Below are 16,863 nucleotides of genomic sequence, written 5' to 3' on the forward strand. Positions count from 1 at the left end.
TTCTCAATAATATTTGAGGTTCGTTTAGAGTTTTTTCGTGAATGAGATAAATAGCGACAAAATCGAGAAGGGGCTGACGGGATTCTCCCCCGTTGTGTCTGTTATTGGCTTGGGCCAAAGTGCTTTACTGGTTTTGCTGCCGGTTCTGGTCGACGTTGGCCCGCTAGACTACAACGCCTGGGCTCAGGTGTTTGCCTTCGGCACGGTAGTGTATTTTGTGGGCTCACTTTGGTGGCCTTGGGTGGTCCCGAGGTTGGGGGTCAGGCGTAGTGTGTTGCTTGCGCTACTGGGAAATTCTCTCAGCTGGTTGATGCTATGGTTGGCGCTTTATTGGGGTGTAGCGCGTACGCTTGAGTTGCAAACCACGAGTTTCATGTTGTTGTTATGGGTGCTTTTGAGTCGCTGTCTTTATGGTGTAGCGACTTCCGGGTTGTTGCCCAGCGCGCACTCGCTGGTAATACATTTACCCGAAGCTACCCAACGCCTTCGGTTCTTTGCGCGGCTATCGGTTTTTCAAGCGCTGGGCCGCTTGTTGGGGCCGCTCATGGTGATGGCGGCGGTAGTTGTTAATCCTTTATTTAGTTTGCTGGGTTTGGCGGGAGTTGCCAGTCTGATGATGGGGTTTGTGGTTTGGCGACTGCCGCAAGATCTCTCTAGCGCACCCGCTTCACCTCTATCTTGGCGAGAATACCTGCCCGCTCGCGGTGTATGGATGCTTTTGTTGTTGCCCTTATTGACCGCTACGCTGGTCAGTGGGTTGCAACTTGTAATCGCTCCCTTGTTGCAGTCTTTCGGTGTTTCCGCGCAAGTCACGACTTATTGGTTGTCGTTTTTACTTGTTGTTGTCGGCGTATTCAGTGTTGTTATGCATCGTGTACAAATAATGAGGCCGCCAGCAAGACCAGTTTATCGACTAGTTTGGATGGTGTTATTGCTGTTGGTGTGTTTGGTATGTGTCAATCAGGGGGCGTTGTTTTCTATATGGGGTGTGGCGGTATTCGTGGTGGTGGCCGGTGTGTTGCTGGCGTCGCTGACTCCGTTGTATAGCGCAGTGCTTGCGGATGTATTGCCCCCACCATCATTGAGTGTGGTGTTAAGTACCAGTCACCTTGTAGGGCATGCGTTAGGATTATCAATTACAGGATGGTTGATGAGTGTCAGCATCGTGGCCGCCACTCAATGGCTGATTGTTGCTGTCTTGATGATGTTGAGTGTGCTGTTGTGGCAGGTGCTGCTGTGTGCGGGAGGCGCTGAGGCGCCTCGAAGACTTCTTAAAGATGAATATTAATTGCTGGCTAGCTGACGCGTAGCGGCGCGCTGCATTGCCTCAATAACCACCGATGGTGTTAACAGCTGCGGTAAAATTTCTGGCGGTTGGTTTGGATCCGCAGGGTACATTAAATATAACGGCACACTGGGGCGTTGATATTGGTTGAGTAGCGCATGTATTTTTGGATCTTCATTGGTGTAGTCGCCTTTGACTAAGACAATATCTAGTTCGTCCGCTGCGGCGATAACACTTTCGCGGCTCAAGGCGACTCGCTCATTGGCGTGGCAGGTAATGCACCACGCTGCAGTGAGATTGATAAATACCGGGTGTCCGAGGCTGCGCATCTCGGCAACGAACTCTGGCGAATAATCTTCCCATAAGTGGTGTTGAAATAATTTGTCTGCTTTGACGGCAATCATGATTGCCGCTGCTACAGCCAGGGTACTCGCAGTATATTTAAAGCTTTTGCCGAATAGAGATTGCGGGCGTTTTTGCCAAAGCCAGATAGCAAATCCCAGTGCGATAGCGCCGCTTATCACTACAGCCGCTGCATCGATACTGGTTTGTCGACCGAGTACCCACAATAACCAAACAGCAGTCAGGTACAAGGGGAAAGCGAGTGCTTGCTTGAGTGTCTCCATCCACGCGCCGGGTTGAGGCAGTAAGCTGGCAAGTTTAGGGCTGTAACTTAGCAGTAAGAACGGGAGCGCCATTCCTAGGCCTAATGCTGTAAATATAGAAAGGGCGACCGGCGCAGATTGTGTCAAGGCGACGCCCATTGCGGGAGCCATAAAGGGTGCTGTGCACGGGCTGGCTACGACTACGGCTAAGACGCCGGTAAAGAAAGAGCCTTGTAAACCTTGTCGAGCCGTGAGTGATTGGCCGACGCCCATTAGGCTCGAGCCAAAATGAACAAAGCCAGATAGGCTTAAACCCATCACCAAGAACAGGTAAAACGTCAAGCTGACAAATAGCGGCGATTGCAATTGTCGCCCCCAGTCCGCTTCTCCTCCGGCTGCTCGAATCGCAACGATAATTCCGCCAATGACCATAAACGACAGAACGGCCCCGGCGGTATAGGCCCAGCCGTGGACGTGGTGGCTGTGGTCATTGCCATGAGCAGAAACAAAGCTCATCGCTTTGATGGATAAGACGGGAAAGACGCACGGCATCAGGTTCAAAATTAAGCCGCCGAGTAACGCCATGAGTAGAATGTACGGCAGAAAATAGGTGCTCTCGGCAGCGCTTGGAAGTGATGCAGTTGATTGGTTGTCGCTAACACCACTGCCACCCCCTAAGCCAGAGCCTCCAGTCGTGCCTGAAGTTTTGCCAAACGTAATGCTATCGATAGATGAACTATCGCCGGTGTTGAGGTCGACTTCGTAACGTTCTGTGTAAGGCGGATAACATAAGCCTGCGTCGGCGCAGCCTTGCGAAGTAATTTGCAGCTGGATTTTGTTGAGCTCCGTAGGCAGCGGCGTGCTGATATTGCTCTCGTGATAATAGACGAGCATGTCTTTTTCAAAGTACTCATCGTATTTTTCTTTTGCCTTGTCGAAAGCTAGGTCTAATGCAACTTCACCGTCAACTGAGAAGGCTTTCACTTTATAGCGCTCTTGGTAAAGATAGTAGCCGGGCTCAATATCCCAGTGCAAAGTGAGCGAGTCAGGCGAGGCGTCAATGCTTAGGGTGTAAGCCTCTTCGACGCGGAGGAACTCCTCTTGCGATGAGCCACCAAAGTCGGCGGCTTGGCTGCTGACCGCGTTGCTTTGAAATGTTGGCTTGTCTCCAAACTGCGCGCTGGAGACTTGCGGCATTGCGATCACAAGGCAAGTTAAGACTAAGCTGATCCATCTCGCAAAGATACTAGATGGGAACGATGGCAGCGTGGGAAAAACTCGTGACGCCATGGAGATGGAATTCCTGTGCATGATAGACTGTCTGTAACTTCGCAAAAGCTCACATGTGAGCTTTACAACGGTAGCTGATTTTTCGTTGGTTGGGCACTTCTAGACCCCATCGCGAGGCGTTTGTTTCTTTGCCGCGGATATGCCTCATTCCGATGGGCTTATACGCACGGAGGCACAATCGACAGCGTCTTTGCCTATGTGGTTGTGTTTCATGTGCCTATGATGAATGCGCCTATGCTATACCACCAACGATGTAAGTTTATAGTGTAAGCGATAAGCAATAGGAGGCACGAGATTTGGTCGCCTGATGGCACGAGGGCTTCGTGAGTGGTGCCAGGGTCGTTGCTTTTGTTACGAGCATCACATTTTTGATAGGGTAAATGGTTTTACTGTCGTACCAGGGGCTAGAGGAGTAAGGTAGGTTGAGCTTGAATTCGCGGGGCTCGAGGGCTAAAAAAGATCTGATTTTGGGTGATCTATGAGATTCATGGTAGGAAGTATTCTCTGTTCCGCTTCGGTGCTGCTTGGGTGTGAATCCATGCCGGGAAATCGCTCGTCCGCGACTGTCGAGCATCAAGCGGCCACCGAACGGACGGTCTCAACCAGCCGCGATTCCGGCGTTGTCGCCGAAGATACTGCATCCGGGAGGGGGAAACGTTCTAGTTTGGTGACCAACATTCAGTTGATACTGAACCAGGCAGAAGAAGCCTTCGCCGCGAACCGCTTAACGACACCCGCAGAAGATAATGCCTATGACCGCTATCGCGCAGTGTTATTGTTAGATAAAGGCAATGAGCAAGCGTTAACGGGCATTACTGCCATATTTGGCCGCTATGCCGAATTGGCCCGCGACGCTATTCGTCGAGGAAACTTTTACAATGCTAGCGACATGATTGACCGTGCGCGTAGCGTAGATGCTAATGCTGCCGAATTGCAGGTATTGGAGCGCGAGTTAAAGCAAGCCCGAGCGACACGACCTGCGGCCAAACGTGTAGTGCGCTTGTCGCCTCCGAATGAGAACGAAATTATTCTTGATCGACAAAATTTGCGAGCGCGTAATGATGAAATTAAGGCCGAGCTGAAAACGCTAGCGGAAGAATTACGAGAGAACAAAAAGTCGATGATGATTGTAGCGCGCACGGACGAGGAGGCGCGTTGGATTTATCGTCAAATGGCAGAAGCGGTGATTGGTTATCGGATTCGAGGTGATGTGCGCATCGGCAAGACACCCAAAATATTGCTGATGCCTCCCATAGAGTAAACCCATTGTGAATGTTTCGAGAGCTTTAGGACTAGGACGCTTAACCGCGACAATGTTATGAAAAAATTATGGATCAGTGTACGACGCATGTTTTCTGATAATGTCGCCGAGCTATCGGAAGACGCTGAGATGGCTCGAGGTTGGTTAAAGTACGTTTTTATTCTCGTTGCGGTTATTGTCTTAATACAAATCGGCGTAGGCATTTACTGGAGCTCGGAGCCAGATCAGTTCGAAATAGATAATGTTACTCGCGAGTTAGTTAATAAATACGGGCACCAACCTGTAACCGGGTCAGCGACTACCGCTGCACTGATTACAGTCGCTGATACGCTGCTCGAAAAACCCGGTGGCTTTTTATCGAACGATATCCTTCCTCCCGGTGTGTGGCTCGATAATATGCCAAATTGGGAATATGGCGCGCTGATTCAGGTGCGGGATCTGTCGAAAGCGATGCGAGAGTCGTTTAGTCGGTCTCAATCTCAATCTTTAGAAGATTCTGATTTAGCGATTGCCGAGTCACGCTTTAATTTCGACAACGAGAGTTGGGCGTTGCCCCCATCGGAGTCGGAATACAAAGAGGGTATCCGCTACCTTGAAGGCTATCTACAGCGTTTGGGTGATGAAGATCAAACCAATGCACAGTATTTTTCACGAGCCGATAATTTGCGGTATTGGTTGAGCACCGTTGAAACTCGGTTGGGGAATTTATCGCAGCGACTCAGCGCCAGTGTTGGGCAGCGGCGCATTAATACAGACTTGGCTGGCGCACCGGGTGCGATGCGTTCAACCGATGTGCCGAGCGAACAGATTGTTCAAACACCCTGGACGGAAATTGATGATGTGTTTTATGAGGCACGTGGATCTGCTTGGGCGTTACTTCATTTCTTGCGCGCAGTTCAGGTCGACTTCGGTGATGTTTTAGAAAAGAAAAATGCCTCGGTCAGTTTGGATCAAATCATTCGAGAGTTAGAAGGCACGCAAGATCCGATATTTAGCCCTATGATACTCAACGGTGGCGGCTTTGGGTTTTTGGCCAATCACTCGTTGGTTATGGCGTCTTACATCTCGCGTGCCAATGCAGCAATCATTGATCTTCGCGATTTGTTATCGCAAGGCTAAGCGGAAAGCCTCTCACGGTAAGCACATCCAAATCTAAGAGTTCTAGCGAAGGTGAATGGTTTTCTATTAACCCGGCAGTGGCGAGATACACCTAACGGTATCGTCATTGAACTATGGTTAACCAGCGACGATGGTCCATGCAAAATTGAAATAGGACGCCAAGAGGCCGTCTTTTTCGTCAAGACCGACGATTTGCCTCACATAGAATCCACTCTGCTGTCTCGCAAAAATTCTCGCGCTGGTTTTCGTTTTCGCATCGGCTCGGCAGCGCTTAAAAATTTTTGTAACGAGCCCGTCACGCCGATTTACTTTGTCCAATACCGGCAGTTAAAACAGGCTGCGCGTCTGCTGGATTCTCTTGGCCTTCAACACTGGGAGTCGGATGTTCGTCCCGCAGAACGGTATTTAATGGAGCGTTTCATTACCGGAGGGGTTGAGGTGCTGGGCGAAGCGCGATATATGCCTCACTATCGGTTGTTCAGTAATCCTCAACTACGTCCGTCAGACTACCGGCCCAGCGCAAAAATTATATCCCTGGATATTGAAACCAATATGACGGCGACCGAACTTTATTCGATTGCCGTCTACGGTAGTGATGTCGCCATCGTTTACATGATTGGCGATAAGGAAAACAACCAACATTGTATTATTAAAGGGATCGAATTTGAGGTTCGGGCGTGTGCCGACCAAGCCGATTGTTTAAGCCAGTTTCTTAGTTGGTGCGAAGAATACGACCCCGATATTTTTGTCGGCTGGAGCGTCGTTCAGTTTGACTTTTGGGTGTTAGAAAGTTTGTCAAAAGCCTTGCGAGTGCCGCTGACAATTGGTCGTGCTAGTCAGCCTGCGCACTGGCGAAGCGATGATGAAACCAATCGGCGTTATATTCAAATTCCCGGCCGCGTTGCGCTTGATGGCATCGATATTTTAAAGACCGCGTTTTATAACTTCCAAAGTTTTTCCTTGAATAACGTCGCCGCCCAGTTGTTGGGTGAAAGCAAATTGCTAGACTCAAACGATCGAGGGGAAGAGATTACAGAGCTGTTTGGCAACAACAAGCAAGCGCTCGCGGAATACAATATCGTTGATTGTCAGTTGGTGTGGGATATTTTTCAGCAAGAAAAGCTCATTGATTTTGTCGTTGAGCGTACTCAATTAACCGGTTTGCTACTCGATCGGTTTGGTGGGTCGGTCGCGTCTTTTGATTTCGCTTATCTCCCGCTGCTCCATAGGCGGGGGTATGTGGCACCTAATCTTGGCGAGCTGGAGTCCGACGTGGTTAGCCCTGGTGGTTACGTAATGGATTCTCGCCCAGGCATCTTTAACAATGTGCTTGTGTTGGATTTTAAAAGCCTATACCCCAGTATCATCCGAACCTTTAATATCGACCCTTACGCATATTGGCACGCAAAGCACAATCAGTTGCAAGATGACGATATCATCCCTGGTTTTAATCAGGCGTATTTTTCCAAGTCCAACTATTTGCTGCCTGATATTATTGCTAAATTGTGGGCTGCTCGAGACAGCGCGAAAGCGAATGCTAATCAGCCATTGTCTCAGGCAATAAAAATCATAATGAACTCTTTTTATGGTGTATTGGGTTCCACAGGTTGTCGGTTTTTTGATCCTAGAGTGTGCAGTTCGATTACTCTCCGTGGTCACGAAATTATTAGAGCGAGTAAAGAGTGGATTGAAAAACAGGGGTATCAAGTTATTTATGGCGATACCGATTCAGTGTTTGTGTGGATTGGTGATGAGGTCAATGCCGCGCAAGCAAAGGTAGTTGGGAGTGAACTTGCTAAAGGACTCAATGTTTTTTGGCAAGATGATCTCGCGGCGCGTTTTGGTATTGCAAGCGCGCTAGAAATTGAATTTGAAACCCATTACAGCAAATTCTTAATGCCAACTATTCGAGGTTCAAATGAAGGTAGTAAAAAGCGCTATGCGGGAATTATTGAATCGTCAGGTAAAGAACAGCTGATATTCAAAGGTTTGGAAAATGTGCGTACCGACTGGACTGAGTTGGCCAAAGAATTCCAGCAAAGTTTATATCGTCGTGTATTTTCTGGTGAAGCCGTTGAGGGCTACGTCAAAGACGTGGTTGCGCAATTGAATCGCGGCGAAAGAGATAGCGCGCTAATCTATCGAAAAAGGCTGCGGCAGAAACTTGCCGATTATCAAAAGAGCACGCCACCCCATGTCAGAGCCGCGCGCCGTTTGCCCGCAGCGGATCAGAAAGCATTGTACCGAGGCGACTGGGTGGAATATGTGTTGACTGTCAATGGTCCCGAGCCCGTCACTCACGTTGTCAGCCAAATTGATTATCAGCATTATGTTGATAAACAATTGGCACCGGTTGCAGACAGCGTGCTGCAGTTTATAGACCTTTCCTTTAAAGACATCGTCGCGCCTCAGCTTTCATTATTTAGCTAACACGTCTCATTTCAATCCTAAAGAAAGTCTGCGTTTGGCCGATGCAGGTATCAGGCACTTTTTGAATCCATCCGGCAAAAGGGAACGCGGGCATGTTCAGATATCCGTTTAGCGCTAAAAAGAATAAAGTTGATAAGGTTGATCATCGGCTAAATCATGTCTACCTCACGTTGCACCAGTCTCATCGTAATCGTGAATTTCTTGAAGTCACTCTGCCGAACGATGATCGTGTCTACCAGAGCATGTTGTTAGAGATTGATCCTGACGAAGGCACTATGCTGATTGATGAGCTCTTTCCGAGTGATTTCGTGGGCATGCCGGGTCAGGACATTCACTGCACGCTGCGTCAAACGAACGGCCGGCATATTCAATTTGATACGCAGATTTCGGAGCGGCATCAATACGATGGATCGCCAATTTATGTGGTCGCATTGCCAGCCGAGCTCGACTTTGATCAGCGACGTGCATCTTATCGTCTGCCGTTGAGCTCCTTAGCGCCTGTAGAATCGTGGTTTTTGGCCCCAAACCAACAAGAACACAGTGCTCGCCTCAAAGATCTCTCAATTCATGGGGTGTGTTTGGAGGTTGAAGAGAGTGCGGAAGGGCTGTCAGTGGGCGATTCCCTGCGCGAGGTGTCATTTGAGTTTGCCGGTGTGCCAATTTTATGTAATCTCAGAGTCAAAAACGTTCAAACCGGAAGTCGCAACTCACAACGGGTGGGTGCGCAGTTTGTTAACTTATCCGCCGCAGAGCAGCGCCGCTTAGAACAGGCGATCATTCAAGAGCAGCGAGAGTATCTGCGTCAAGAAGGTTGGGGTAATGAGCGTTTGGCCGGTTGAAAACGACTAGCCACTGTCAACGGAGTTGCAATTCAGGCAACAGCTCGAAATAATGTCGCGGTATTAATACCTGCCGTGTGCAAATTTACCATTGTCGAGCATTTACGTGACCCAACCGACCGATCTAGAAACCACTATACAATCCGTACAAGACGACGTCGCTGAACTTCAATCTCGTGCATTGTTCCAAGAAGATGTCATTCAAAAGCTCGATGATGTTGTTGTGCGGCAAGCCGATTACATTCAAAGTTTGCAACGCAAGCTCGCTGAACTAGAGGAGCGACTTGAAGATCTACGCTATTCCTCGAATGGCCCTTCCGACCTGGCCAATGAAAAACCTCCTCATTATTAAGCTCTAGCCTTTCACCATAGACTCTAGTACGTGGCTCTCGATTGGTCTCAGTGTGCTAGTTGCGATAAAATTCGCTGCGTTAAATCAAACGATAATAATATTGTTATTTAGGAGTACCGGAATGTTTCAAAGGATATTGTTTGTTGTCTTATTCATGAGTTCGGCTGTGTTTGCTGAGGACCGATCCGCCGAAATCGATGCGTTTGTTGCTCTCTATCAAGATGGTGACCTGCTATCACAGAAGCGTGCCATTGAGCCGCTTGCGTGGAGAGGAATCACCGATGAGCGCGTTTACGATGAAATTGAAAAAAAGTTGCTAGAAAATTACCAAGCTGCTGAGGAAAAATTAGCTCGTGATGCCGTATCTTGGTATATAAAGGGGCTAGGGTATTCGGGGAATGCGAAATATATCACCACGTTGGACACCGTGCGCTACGAGACAACAGATTTTAAGCACAGGAAGTACGCGAAATCGGCCATCAAAATGATTTCCCAATACGCCGAGTACAACCGCATTATTAACGACCAGAGTCAGTGGAATAGTGAGGAGAGTGGAGACGTTAATCGCTTCGCCAATATGGTCCGTAGTCATGACCTTGAGCTAAAGCGGCTGGGTGTGCGGCGAGTTATTACGGATGATGTCAAAAGCGACTATCTACTTGAGGTCATCAATGCCGACGTACTGGCAAATTACCAAACGGAAGATAAGTCTAAGTTGTTTGCGAATACCTACGCCTATATGACTAAGGCTCTGGCCGCGTTGGGTGATGGTAAGTATGCAGACACGGTTCGTCGCGTGGCCGAGGGCGGATACAGTATTCGCCTCCGTAAATACGCGAAGGGTTACCTCGACGACTACAAGCTCTAGATATAATTCTTCTATTTTTCAAAGAGTTACGGGATTATAGACTGGTCTATATAAACCCGTTCCTCTTTGGATTCATTTTTCTCTGGCGCAGTTAACCTGTTTGTGTATAATTGGTTAACTATGACCCAGTCTCAAATACTCCGTAATCGCGTTAAATCGACGCTAGCTGAGCGCAAAGCGCAGCGTTTATACCGTGCCCGCAAGGTATTAACTAGCCCGCAAGGCTCGAATGTGCAGGTTGATGGGCGGCAGCTCATCAACTTTTGTAGCAATGATTACCTCGGCTTAGCCAACGACCCTCGTGTCATACAAGCGCTAACACAAGGCGCAGCGCGCTGGGGAGTTGGCAGTGGGGCGTCTCATCTCATTTGTGGTCACAGCTCTCCCCATCATCAACTTGAAGAGGCTCTAGCGGAATTCACTGGTAGGGAAGCGGCATTGCTGTTTTCTTCCGGTTATTCAGCGAACATGGCTGCAATTAATGGCTTGGTGTCTATCGGTGATCAGGTTTACCAAGATCGCCTCAATCATGCATCGCTTCTTGATGGTGGATGGATTAGTCGCGCTGATTGCCATTGGTTTGAGCATGCCGACATGGCTTCATTAGATGAACAGCTGTCGGTGCGTCAGGTAGCACAACCACAACCACAGTCGCAAGCACTTTCCCTGGTTGTGAGCGATGGTGTCTTCAGCATGGATGGCGATGTGTGCCCGACCCAAGGCTTGGCGGATGTGGCTGCGAATCATGGCGCCGTTCTTATGATTGATGATGCCCACGGTATTGGCTGCACAGGCAATCAAGGTACGGGGACTATCGATCCTAGCCGCTTTAGTTCCGCCGAGGTGCCTATCTTAATGGGAACTCTGGGCAAGGCATTCGGTACCGCGGGTGCTTTTATCGCGGGCGATGCAGAGTTGATCGACTATTTAATTCAAAAAGCGCGTAACTACATCTATTCCACCGCCATGCCGGCAGCGATTGCCTACGCGAGTTTAACAAGCTTAGAGCTGGTTAAGCATGAAGCTTGGCGACGCGAAAACTTGTCTGAATTGATCGGTTATTTTCGTGAGTGTGCAGCGGCTGCATCAATCCCCTTGGGCGATTCTAATACGGCTATCCAGCCAATAATGATCGGCAAAGCGGAAACCGCGCTGCTATTAAGCGATTATCTGAGCGAACTGGGGTTGTGGGTTAGTGCGATACGCCCGCCAACCGTCCCCCAGCACACCTCCCGATTACGAATTACAATTACTGCGTCACATACTCGCAAACATATAGAGCAGTTGGTGGAAGTGTTAGCGCGAGGTCTACAAAAATTGATGAATGCGGATCAAAGGCTTTCTGCCCATGGCTAAATACTATTTCATTACCGGTACGGATACGGAAATCGGGAAAACGACTATTGCGGCTGCCTTGTTAAAATGTGCAGGCGAGCAGGGCAAAACCAGTTTAGGTTTAAAACCGGTTGCCGCAGGATGTGAGATGCAAGAAGGCATGTTGAAAAATGAAGATGCGTTGCAGCTGATGAGCGCTTCCACGGTGACACTGGATTACCAGCAAGTAAATCCATTTGCGTTAGAAGCGGCGATTGCGCCTCATATTGCGGCAGAGCAGGCGAACGTTACACTATCTGTTGAGAAGATCGCCTCGTCAATTCGAGATGCGGCGATGATCAATTGTGAATCCGAGCATGCTGTCTCGATTGCCGATTTGGTGTTGGTTGAAGGCGCTGGAGGTTGGCTTGTCCCTCTCAATAAAACCGAATTCTTTTGTGACATTGCTACCAACTTGCAGATGCCCGTGGTTTTAGTGGTTGGTATTCGGCTAGGGTGTATAAATCACGCAATGCTTACCGTGCAAGCTATCGCCGCAAGTGGATTGACGCTCGCAGGATGGGTCGCGAATTGTGTCGACCCAAATGCGGATGTGGTAGAGGATAATATTGACTTTCTAAAGCGTAGTATCAATGCGCCTTGTTTGGGTGTTGTTCCCCATTTTGATCAACGTGAGATTAAAAACTCGCAGTTGCCATTTGCGATAACCGACGAAGCTTCACCTCATCTAGACGTAGAACCGCTGTTATAAATTGAGATAGTTTATCTTAGAGTTTCTCTATGCATTCAACCGACCTTGAATTCGATCGCGATCATATTTGGCACCCCTATACCTCCACAACTCACCCTCTGCCTGTTTATCCCGTAGAAAGTGCATCTGGCGTTACGTTGCAGCTGACGGATGGCAGGGAGTTGATTGATGGTATGTCCTCGTGGTGGTGTGCAATTCACGGCTACAATAATGCACGACTGAATTCAGCTGCGCATGCACAGATTGAAAAAATGTCGCACGTCATGTTTGGTGGTATTACTCATCAGCCCGCAGTCGATTTAGTCAAAAAATTATTGGCACTTTCGCCACCGCACCTACAAAAAGTATTTTTAGCAGATTCCGGATCGGTATCTGTTGAGGTGGCCTGCAAAATGGCGTTTCAATACCAAGTAAATCGCGATAAGCCATTGCGTCAAAAGCTGCTGACGCTACGCGGCGGTTATCACGGTGATACGTTGGGTGCAATGTCTGTGTGTGACCCGGTAACGGGTATGCATACGCTGTTTAATAAAGTATTACCGCAACATATCTTCGCTGATAAACCCTCCGCATCCTTCCACAGCAACGCTGACCCTCAACAACTCCTAGCGCTTGATGCGATTTTTGAGCAACGACATGAAGAGATTGCTGCCGTTATCATTGAACCGATTGTTCAGGGCGCTGGGGGCATGTGGTTTTACTCTCCCGACTATTTGCGTCACTTGCGTGCTTTGTGCGATCAATACGGTGTGTTGCTGATTGCCGATGAAATTGCGACCGGTTTCGGACGCACCGGAAAAATGTTTGCCTGTGAACATGCTGGCGTCGATCCAGATATTGTTTGTTTAGGTAAAGCTATTACTGGCGGTTATATGACGCTCGCTGCGACCTTAACCTCTGACAAGGTCGCAGACGGCATTTGCGCGAAGGGGAATGTGATGATGCATGGCCCTACTTTCATGGGCAACCCGCTAGCCTGTGCGGTGGCCTGCGCGAGCATCGACGAGCTGTTGGCGAATGATTGGCAACGACAAGTTCATAATATCGAAAATCAACTCAACCAAGAATTAGCGATTTATCGTCAATCACCCAATGTTCATGATGTGCGAGTGCTGGGTGCGGTTGGTGTGGTAGAGCTGGTGGCGCCAGTGGATGTCGCGAAGCTGCAATCACAATTCGTTGATCGCGGTGTGTGGATACGGCCCTTCGGTAAGAATGTGTATTTAATGCCGCCTTACATTATAAAGCCCGAGCAATTAAGTCGGTTATGTGATGCGATCAGTGTTGCACTTTAGAAAATTGCCAAACAGGTTATCAAGTCAAGCGTAAATAGGTAGTATAGTTGCATCAGGTGTTCCCAAGTATCCTTGAGGTTTACTATGCGGCTTTCCCAGCGTGCGTTCTGCACTTTTTTTATTCTTCTATATTCCTCCTTAGCTGTGTGTGATGGCTCGCTAGATGCGCGAAAAATTATAAAAGGCGCGTTAGACCAATGGCGTGGCTTAAGCTCCTATTCTGAAATGGCTATGATTATTCATCGGCCCGATTGGGAGCGTAAGATGGTAATGCGAGGCTGGACTAAAGGGGAAAAGAAAAGCTTGGTACGAGTGGTAGAACCAGTAAAAGACGCAGGAAGCGGTACCTTGTTGCTTAAAAATGAAATGTGGACTTATAGTCCCAAAGTCAACAGGCCAATAAAGCTGCCAGGGTCGATGATGAACCAAAGTTGGATGGGTTCTGATTTTACTAATAATGATATTGCACGTAGTGATGATATTTTGGATGACTACGAACACAGTTTATTGAAGACCGAGTTGCGTGACGGGCATCAAGTGTATGTTATTGAATCGATACCTCACGAAGATGCTGCCGTTGTATGGGGTCGTGAGTTGATCACCATTCGTGATGATTTCGTTATGCTGCAACACGACTTGTTTGACCAAGACGGTGTTCTCGTGAAGAGTATGGTCACAACTGAAATTAAAGAATTGGGTGGGCGCACCGTTGCGAGTATTCAGCGTATGACTAACATCGAAGAACCGGAAAAATGGACTGAAATGCAGGTCTATGCAGCGGAATTTAATATTGAGTTAAGTGATCGATTATTCACGCAGTCAAATTTAATGAATCCTCGACATTAATAGCGTTTGACTGCGGCATTTATGGATGGGTGAACTGTGTTAGAGCTTCGACTAGCGTGGCGTAATATCTGGAGACATTCTCGCCGAACATGGCTAACCGTCGCTGCCATGGTGTTTTGCAATGTGTTGTTGATATTCCTGATAGCGCTTCAGCTAGGAAATTATCAAATGATGATCGATAACACGCTACAAGCGTTTAGCGGTCATATTCAAGTGCAAAAAGCAGGATACCAGGACGAGCCGAGTTTACGTAAAAGCTTTCATAACGCCACAACGCTGGCGCAAGACCTTCGAGAAAACATCAATGACGTAGAGGTAAGTTCTAGAGCGTTAGGCTTTGCCCTGCTTTCAAGTGAAGAGCGGAGCTACGGTGTACAAATTGTAGGTGTTGAGCCTCAGTTCGAGGCCTCTGTATCAACGTTGCCGGGACTCGTTGTCGAAGGACGCTACCTTGCTGACGGCGACAGTTCTCCTAGTAATGTCGCTGATGGAATCGTCATAGGGAAAGTGCTAGCGCGTAATTTGCGTGTTTCAGTAGGTGATGAAATCACGTTATTGGGTTCTGGCCGCGATGGGTCGATGGCCGCAGACGTTGTAAGCGTCACCGGCATATACGACAGCGGAATGGTTGATTTAGATAGAGCTATTGCTCACATCAATTTGAAACATTTCCAGTCTCTTTTTTCGATGCCTGAGCAAGGTCATGCCGTGGTTGTAAAAGCCCACAATTTTGATCAGGTGGAGCAGATTTATTCGCAAATTAGCCAGCTTGTCATTAACAATGATTTTTTCTCTACTCAAGCGCTGGTCGTGCAGGACTGGAATGCGATGCATCCAGGGCTCAAACAAGCCATTCAAGCGGATATGGGAAGCGCTCTATTTATGTACGCGATTTTGATTATTCTGGTCGCATTTAGTGTGATGAATACGCAGCTAATGTCGGTGCTTGAGCGCACGCGTGAATTTGGCGTGATTATGTCGTTAGGTTTGTGTGCCGGTAGATTAACCAAGCTCGTATTGCTTGAAACATCGTTGATGGCGGGTATAGGTTTTATTTTGGGCGTGGCGGGCGGTTTAGCTGTGGTCGGATACTTGAGTGTCGAAGGGTTTAGTATTGCGGGTATGGATAAAATGGCGGAACGTTTCAATATGTCACCGGTAATGTATCCGCAGCTTTCGTTTCTTTCAATATTAAGTGGGCCTTCTGTTATCTATTTGGGAAGTTTGATTGCTGCAATTTATCCAGCATTCAGGTTGCACTTTTTGCAGCCTGTCGCGGCAATGAGGGCGGCATAATGAACTCCCAAGCTAAGCCCACTGTTGAATTAAAGAACGTTGGCACGAACTGGACCGTCGTTGCGCGTCTTGCTTGGCGGTATCTCTGGCGCAATTATCGACGAACGTTGATTATGTTGGCTGCTATTTCTATCGGTGTGTGGGCGATGATATTTATGACCGCGCTTACTCGAGGTATGGTCGATGACATGATTGAAAGTAGTGTCAAGACGTTTCTTGGTCATGTACAGATTCATCATCCTTCTTATCGTGATGATCCGAGTGTGAACAACTCTATGCCTGCGCCCTCTGATGCGCTGCAAGATTATCTCGACGCTTCCAGTCTCAACTGGGGATCGCGCGTGAGAGTGCCTGCGGTGGTGTCCAGCGAACGTGAGTCTATCGGCGTTCTGCTAATGGGCGTGGAACCAGAAAAAGAAAAAATGCTGTCTAAGGTTGACTCGCAAATTTCATCTGGGCGTTTCTTAGAGTCCACAGAAGATCGCGGTATTGTCATTGGTGCTAAACTGGCTCGCCGACTCGATACAGAGCTGGGAAAGCGCATCGTTGTAATGTCTCAAGATCCCGACAATAACATCGCTGATAGAGGCTTTCGCATTGTGGGTATCTATAGCGCCGAAATAGCCGCCCAGGAGGAACAGTATGTATTCGTTGGTCTGGCGACAGCACAGGCCATGCTTAATATCGATAATCAAATTTCTGAACTTGAAATTCAGGGTAGCGATTACCGATATGTAGACGAGCTTTTAACGCAGGTTTCAATATTAGAACCTGATCAAGAAGTGCTACCCTGGACTAGCGTCGATCCCTATATGGAGAGCCTGCTGAATGTCATGGACAGTGCAATATATATTTATATTGTTGTTATTTTCTTGGTGTTGTCGTTTGGTTTAGTCAATACCCTGGTGATGGCTGTGTTCGAAAGAGTGCGGGAAATTGGTTTAATGCTAGCGTTGGGGATGCGCCCGAACGCTATACTCCGCCAAATATTACTCGAAACTTTTTATTTGTTGGTGTTGGGGCTATTGCTTGGCAATCTGCTTGTGCTGATAACCGTATGGCCGATCCGTGATGGAATAGATGTTTCCATTGTCGCAGAAGGAATGGCAATGATGGGTGGTGGAAGCACAATTTATCCGGCGGTCTATTCGCAAGATGTGTTCGTTGCGAACAGTGTGGTGATTGTATTGGGACTAATAGCCGCAATTTTTCCAGCATTTCGGGCGAGTCGTTACGACCCAGTTCGGGCACTCAATAAATCCTAGTCGCGAATTTTAATGAGAGTTTTACT

At 48.2% G+C, this 16,863-nt stretch carries 14 protein-coding genes; 13 read left to right on the forward strand and 1 reads right to left on the reverse strand.

The window, feature by feature from the left end; translation table 11 throughout:
- Positions 1-37: 37 nt before the first annotated feature.
- Positions 38-1,288, forward strand: a complete 1,251-nt coding sequence (locus ACZ5NB_RS04820) for an MFS transporter (RefSeq protein WP_460231859.1) — start codon at positions 38-40, stop codon at positions 1,286-1,288.
- Here ACZ5NB_RS04820 and ACZ5NB_RS04825 read toward each other — a convergent pair.
- Entirely contained in the window at positions 1,285-3,180 is a 1,896-nt protein-coding gene (locus ACZ5NB_RS04825; protein ID WP_460231860.1) for a protein-disulfide reductase DsbD family protein, read from the reverse strand. The two genes, ACZ5NB_RS04820 and ACZ5NB_RS04825, sit on opposite strands and share 4 nt — an antisense overlap.
- Before the next feature lie 478 nt (positions 3,181-3,658).
- On the opposite strand from ACZ5NB_RS04825, the gene ACZ5NB_RS04830 reads away from it, so the two are divergent.
- From ACZ5NB_RS04830 to ACZ5NB_RS04885, 12 genes are all read left to right on the forward strand, one after another.
- Positions 3,659-4,441: a hypothetical protein gene (locus ACZ5NB_RS04830; protein WP_460231861.1), complete on the forward strand. Its 783-nt coding sequence runs from the start codon at positions 3,659-3,661 to the stop codon at positions 4,439-4,441.
- Positions 4,442-4,498: 57 nt separating this feature from the next.
- The gene (locus ACZ5NB_RS04835) at positions 4,499-5,560 is read left to right on the forward strand and encodes a DUF2333 family protein (protein WP_460231862.1); all 1,062 of its coding nucleotides are present in this window, start codon (positions 4,499-4,501) and stop codon (positions 5,558-5,560) included.
- A 51-nt stretch (positions 5,561-5,611) separates the two neighbouring features.
- Positions 5,612-7,990 (forward strand): DNA polymerase II, encoded by a 2,379-nt coding sequence (locus tag ACZ5NB_RS04840; protein ID WP_460231863.1) that lies wholly within the window; start codon positions 5,612-5,614, stop codon positions 7,988-7,990.
- Positions 7,991-8,082: 92 nt separating this feature from the next.
- A complete protein-coding gene (locus tag ACZ5NB_RS04845) occupies positions 8,083-8,829 on the forward strand; it encodes a flagellar brake protein (protein WP_460231864.1) in 747 nt (248 codons plus the stop codon).
- 106 nt (positions 8,830-8,935) lie between these two features.
- Entirely contained in the window at positions 8,936-9,181 is a 246-nt protein-coding gene (locus tag ACZ5NB_RS04850) for a SlyX family protein (RefSeq protein ID WP_460231865.1), read from the forward strand.
- 121 nt (positions 9,182-9,302) lie between these two features.
- Positions 9,303-10,049 (forward strand): hypothetical protein, encoded by a 747-nt coding sequence (locus ACZ5NB_RS04855; RefSeq protein WP_460231867.1) that lies wholly within the window; start codon positions 9,303-9,305, stop codon positions 10,047-10,049.
- A 120-nt stretch (positions 10,050-10,169) separates the two neighbouring features.
- Positions 10,170-11,405, forward strand: coding sequence for an 8-amino-7-oxononanoate synthase (gene bioF, locus ACZ5NB_RS04860; protein WP_460231869.1), 1,236 nt, complete (start codon positions 10,170-10,172; stop codon positions 11,403-11,405).
- Positions 11,398-12,135 carry a dethiobiotin synthase gene (bioD, locus tag ACZ5NB_RS04865; protein ID WP_460231872.1) on the forward strand — a complete coding sequence of 246 codons (738 nt, stop codon included), beginning with the start codon at positions 11,398-11,400 and terminating at the stop codon, positions 12,133-12,135. Before bioF ends, bioD begins: the two co-directional genes overlap by 8 nt.
- A 29-nt stretch (positions 12,136-12,164) precedes the next feature.
- Positions 12,165-13,430 carry an adenosylmethionine--8-amino-7-oxononanoate transaminase gene (gene bioA / locus ACZ5NB_RS04870; RefSeq protein ID WP_460231874.1) on the forward strand — a complete coding sequence of 422 codons (1,266 nt, stop codon included), beginning with the start codon at positions 12,165-12,167 and terminating at the stop codon, positions 13,428-13,430.
- Positions 13,431-13,514: 84 nt separating this feature from the next.
- Positions 13,515-14,276 carry an outer membrane lipoprotein-sorting protein gene (locus ACZ5NB_RS04875; RefSeq protein WP_460231876.1) on the forward strand — a complete coding sequence of 254 codons (762 nt, stop codon included), beginning with the start codon at positions 13,515-13,517 and terminating at the stop codon, positions 14,274-14,276.
- A 36-nt stretch (positions 14,277-14,312) separates the two neighbouring features.
- A complete protein-coding gene (locus ACZ5NB_RS04880) occupies positions 14,313-15,572 on the forward strand; it encodes an ABC transporter permease (protein ID WP_460231878.1) in 1,260 nt (419 codons plus the stop codon).
- Positions 15,572-16,837 (forward strand): ABC transporter permease, encoded by a 1,266-nt coding sequence (locus tag ACZ5NB_RS04885; RefSeq protein ID WP_460231882.1) that lies wholly within the window; start codon positions 15,572-15,574, stop codon positions 16,835-16,837. Before ACZ5NB_RS04880 ends, ACZ5NB_RS04885 begins: the two co-directional genes overlap by 1 nt.
- Positions 16,838-16,863: the final 26 nt, after the last annotated feature.

This window comes from Aurantivibrio plasticivorans (assembly GCF_055392955.1).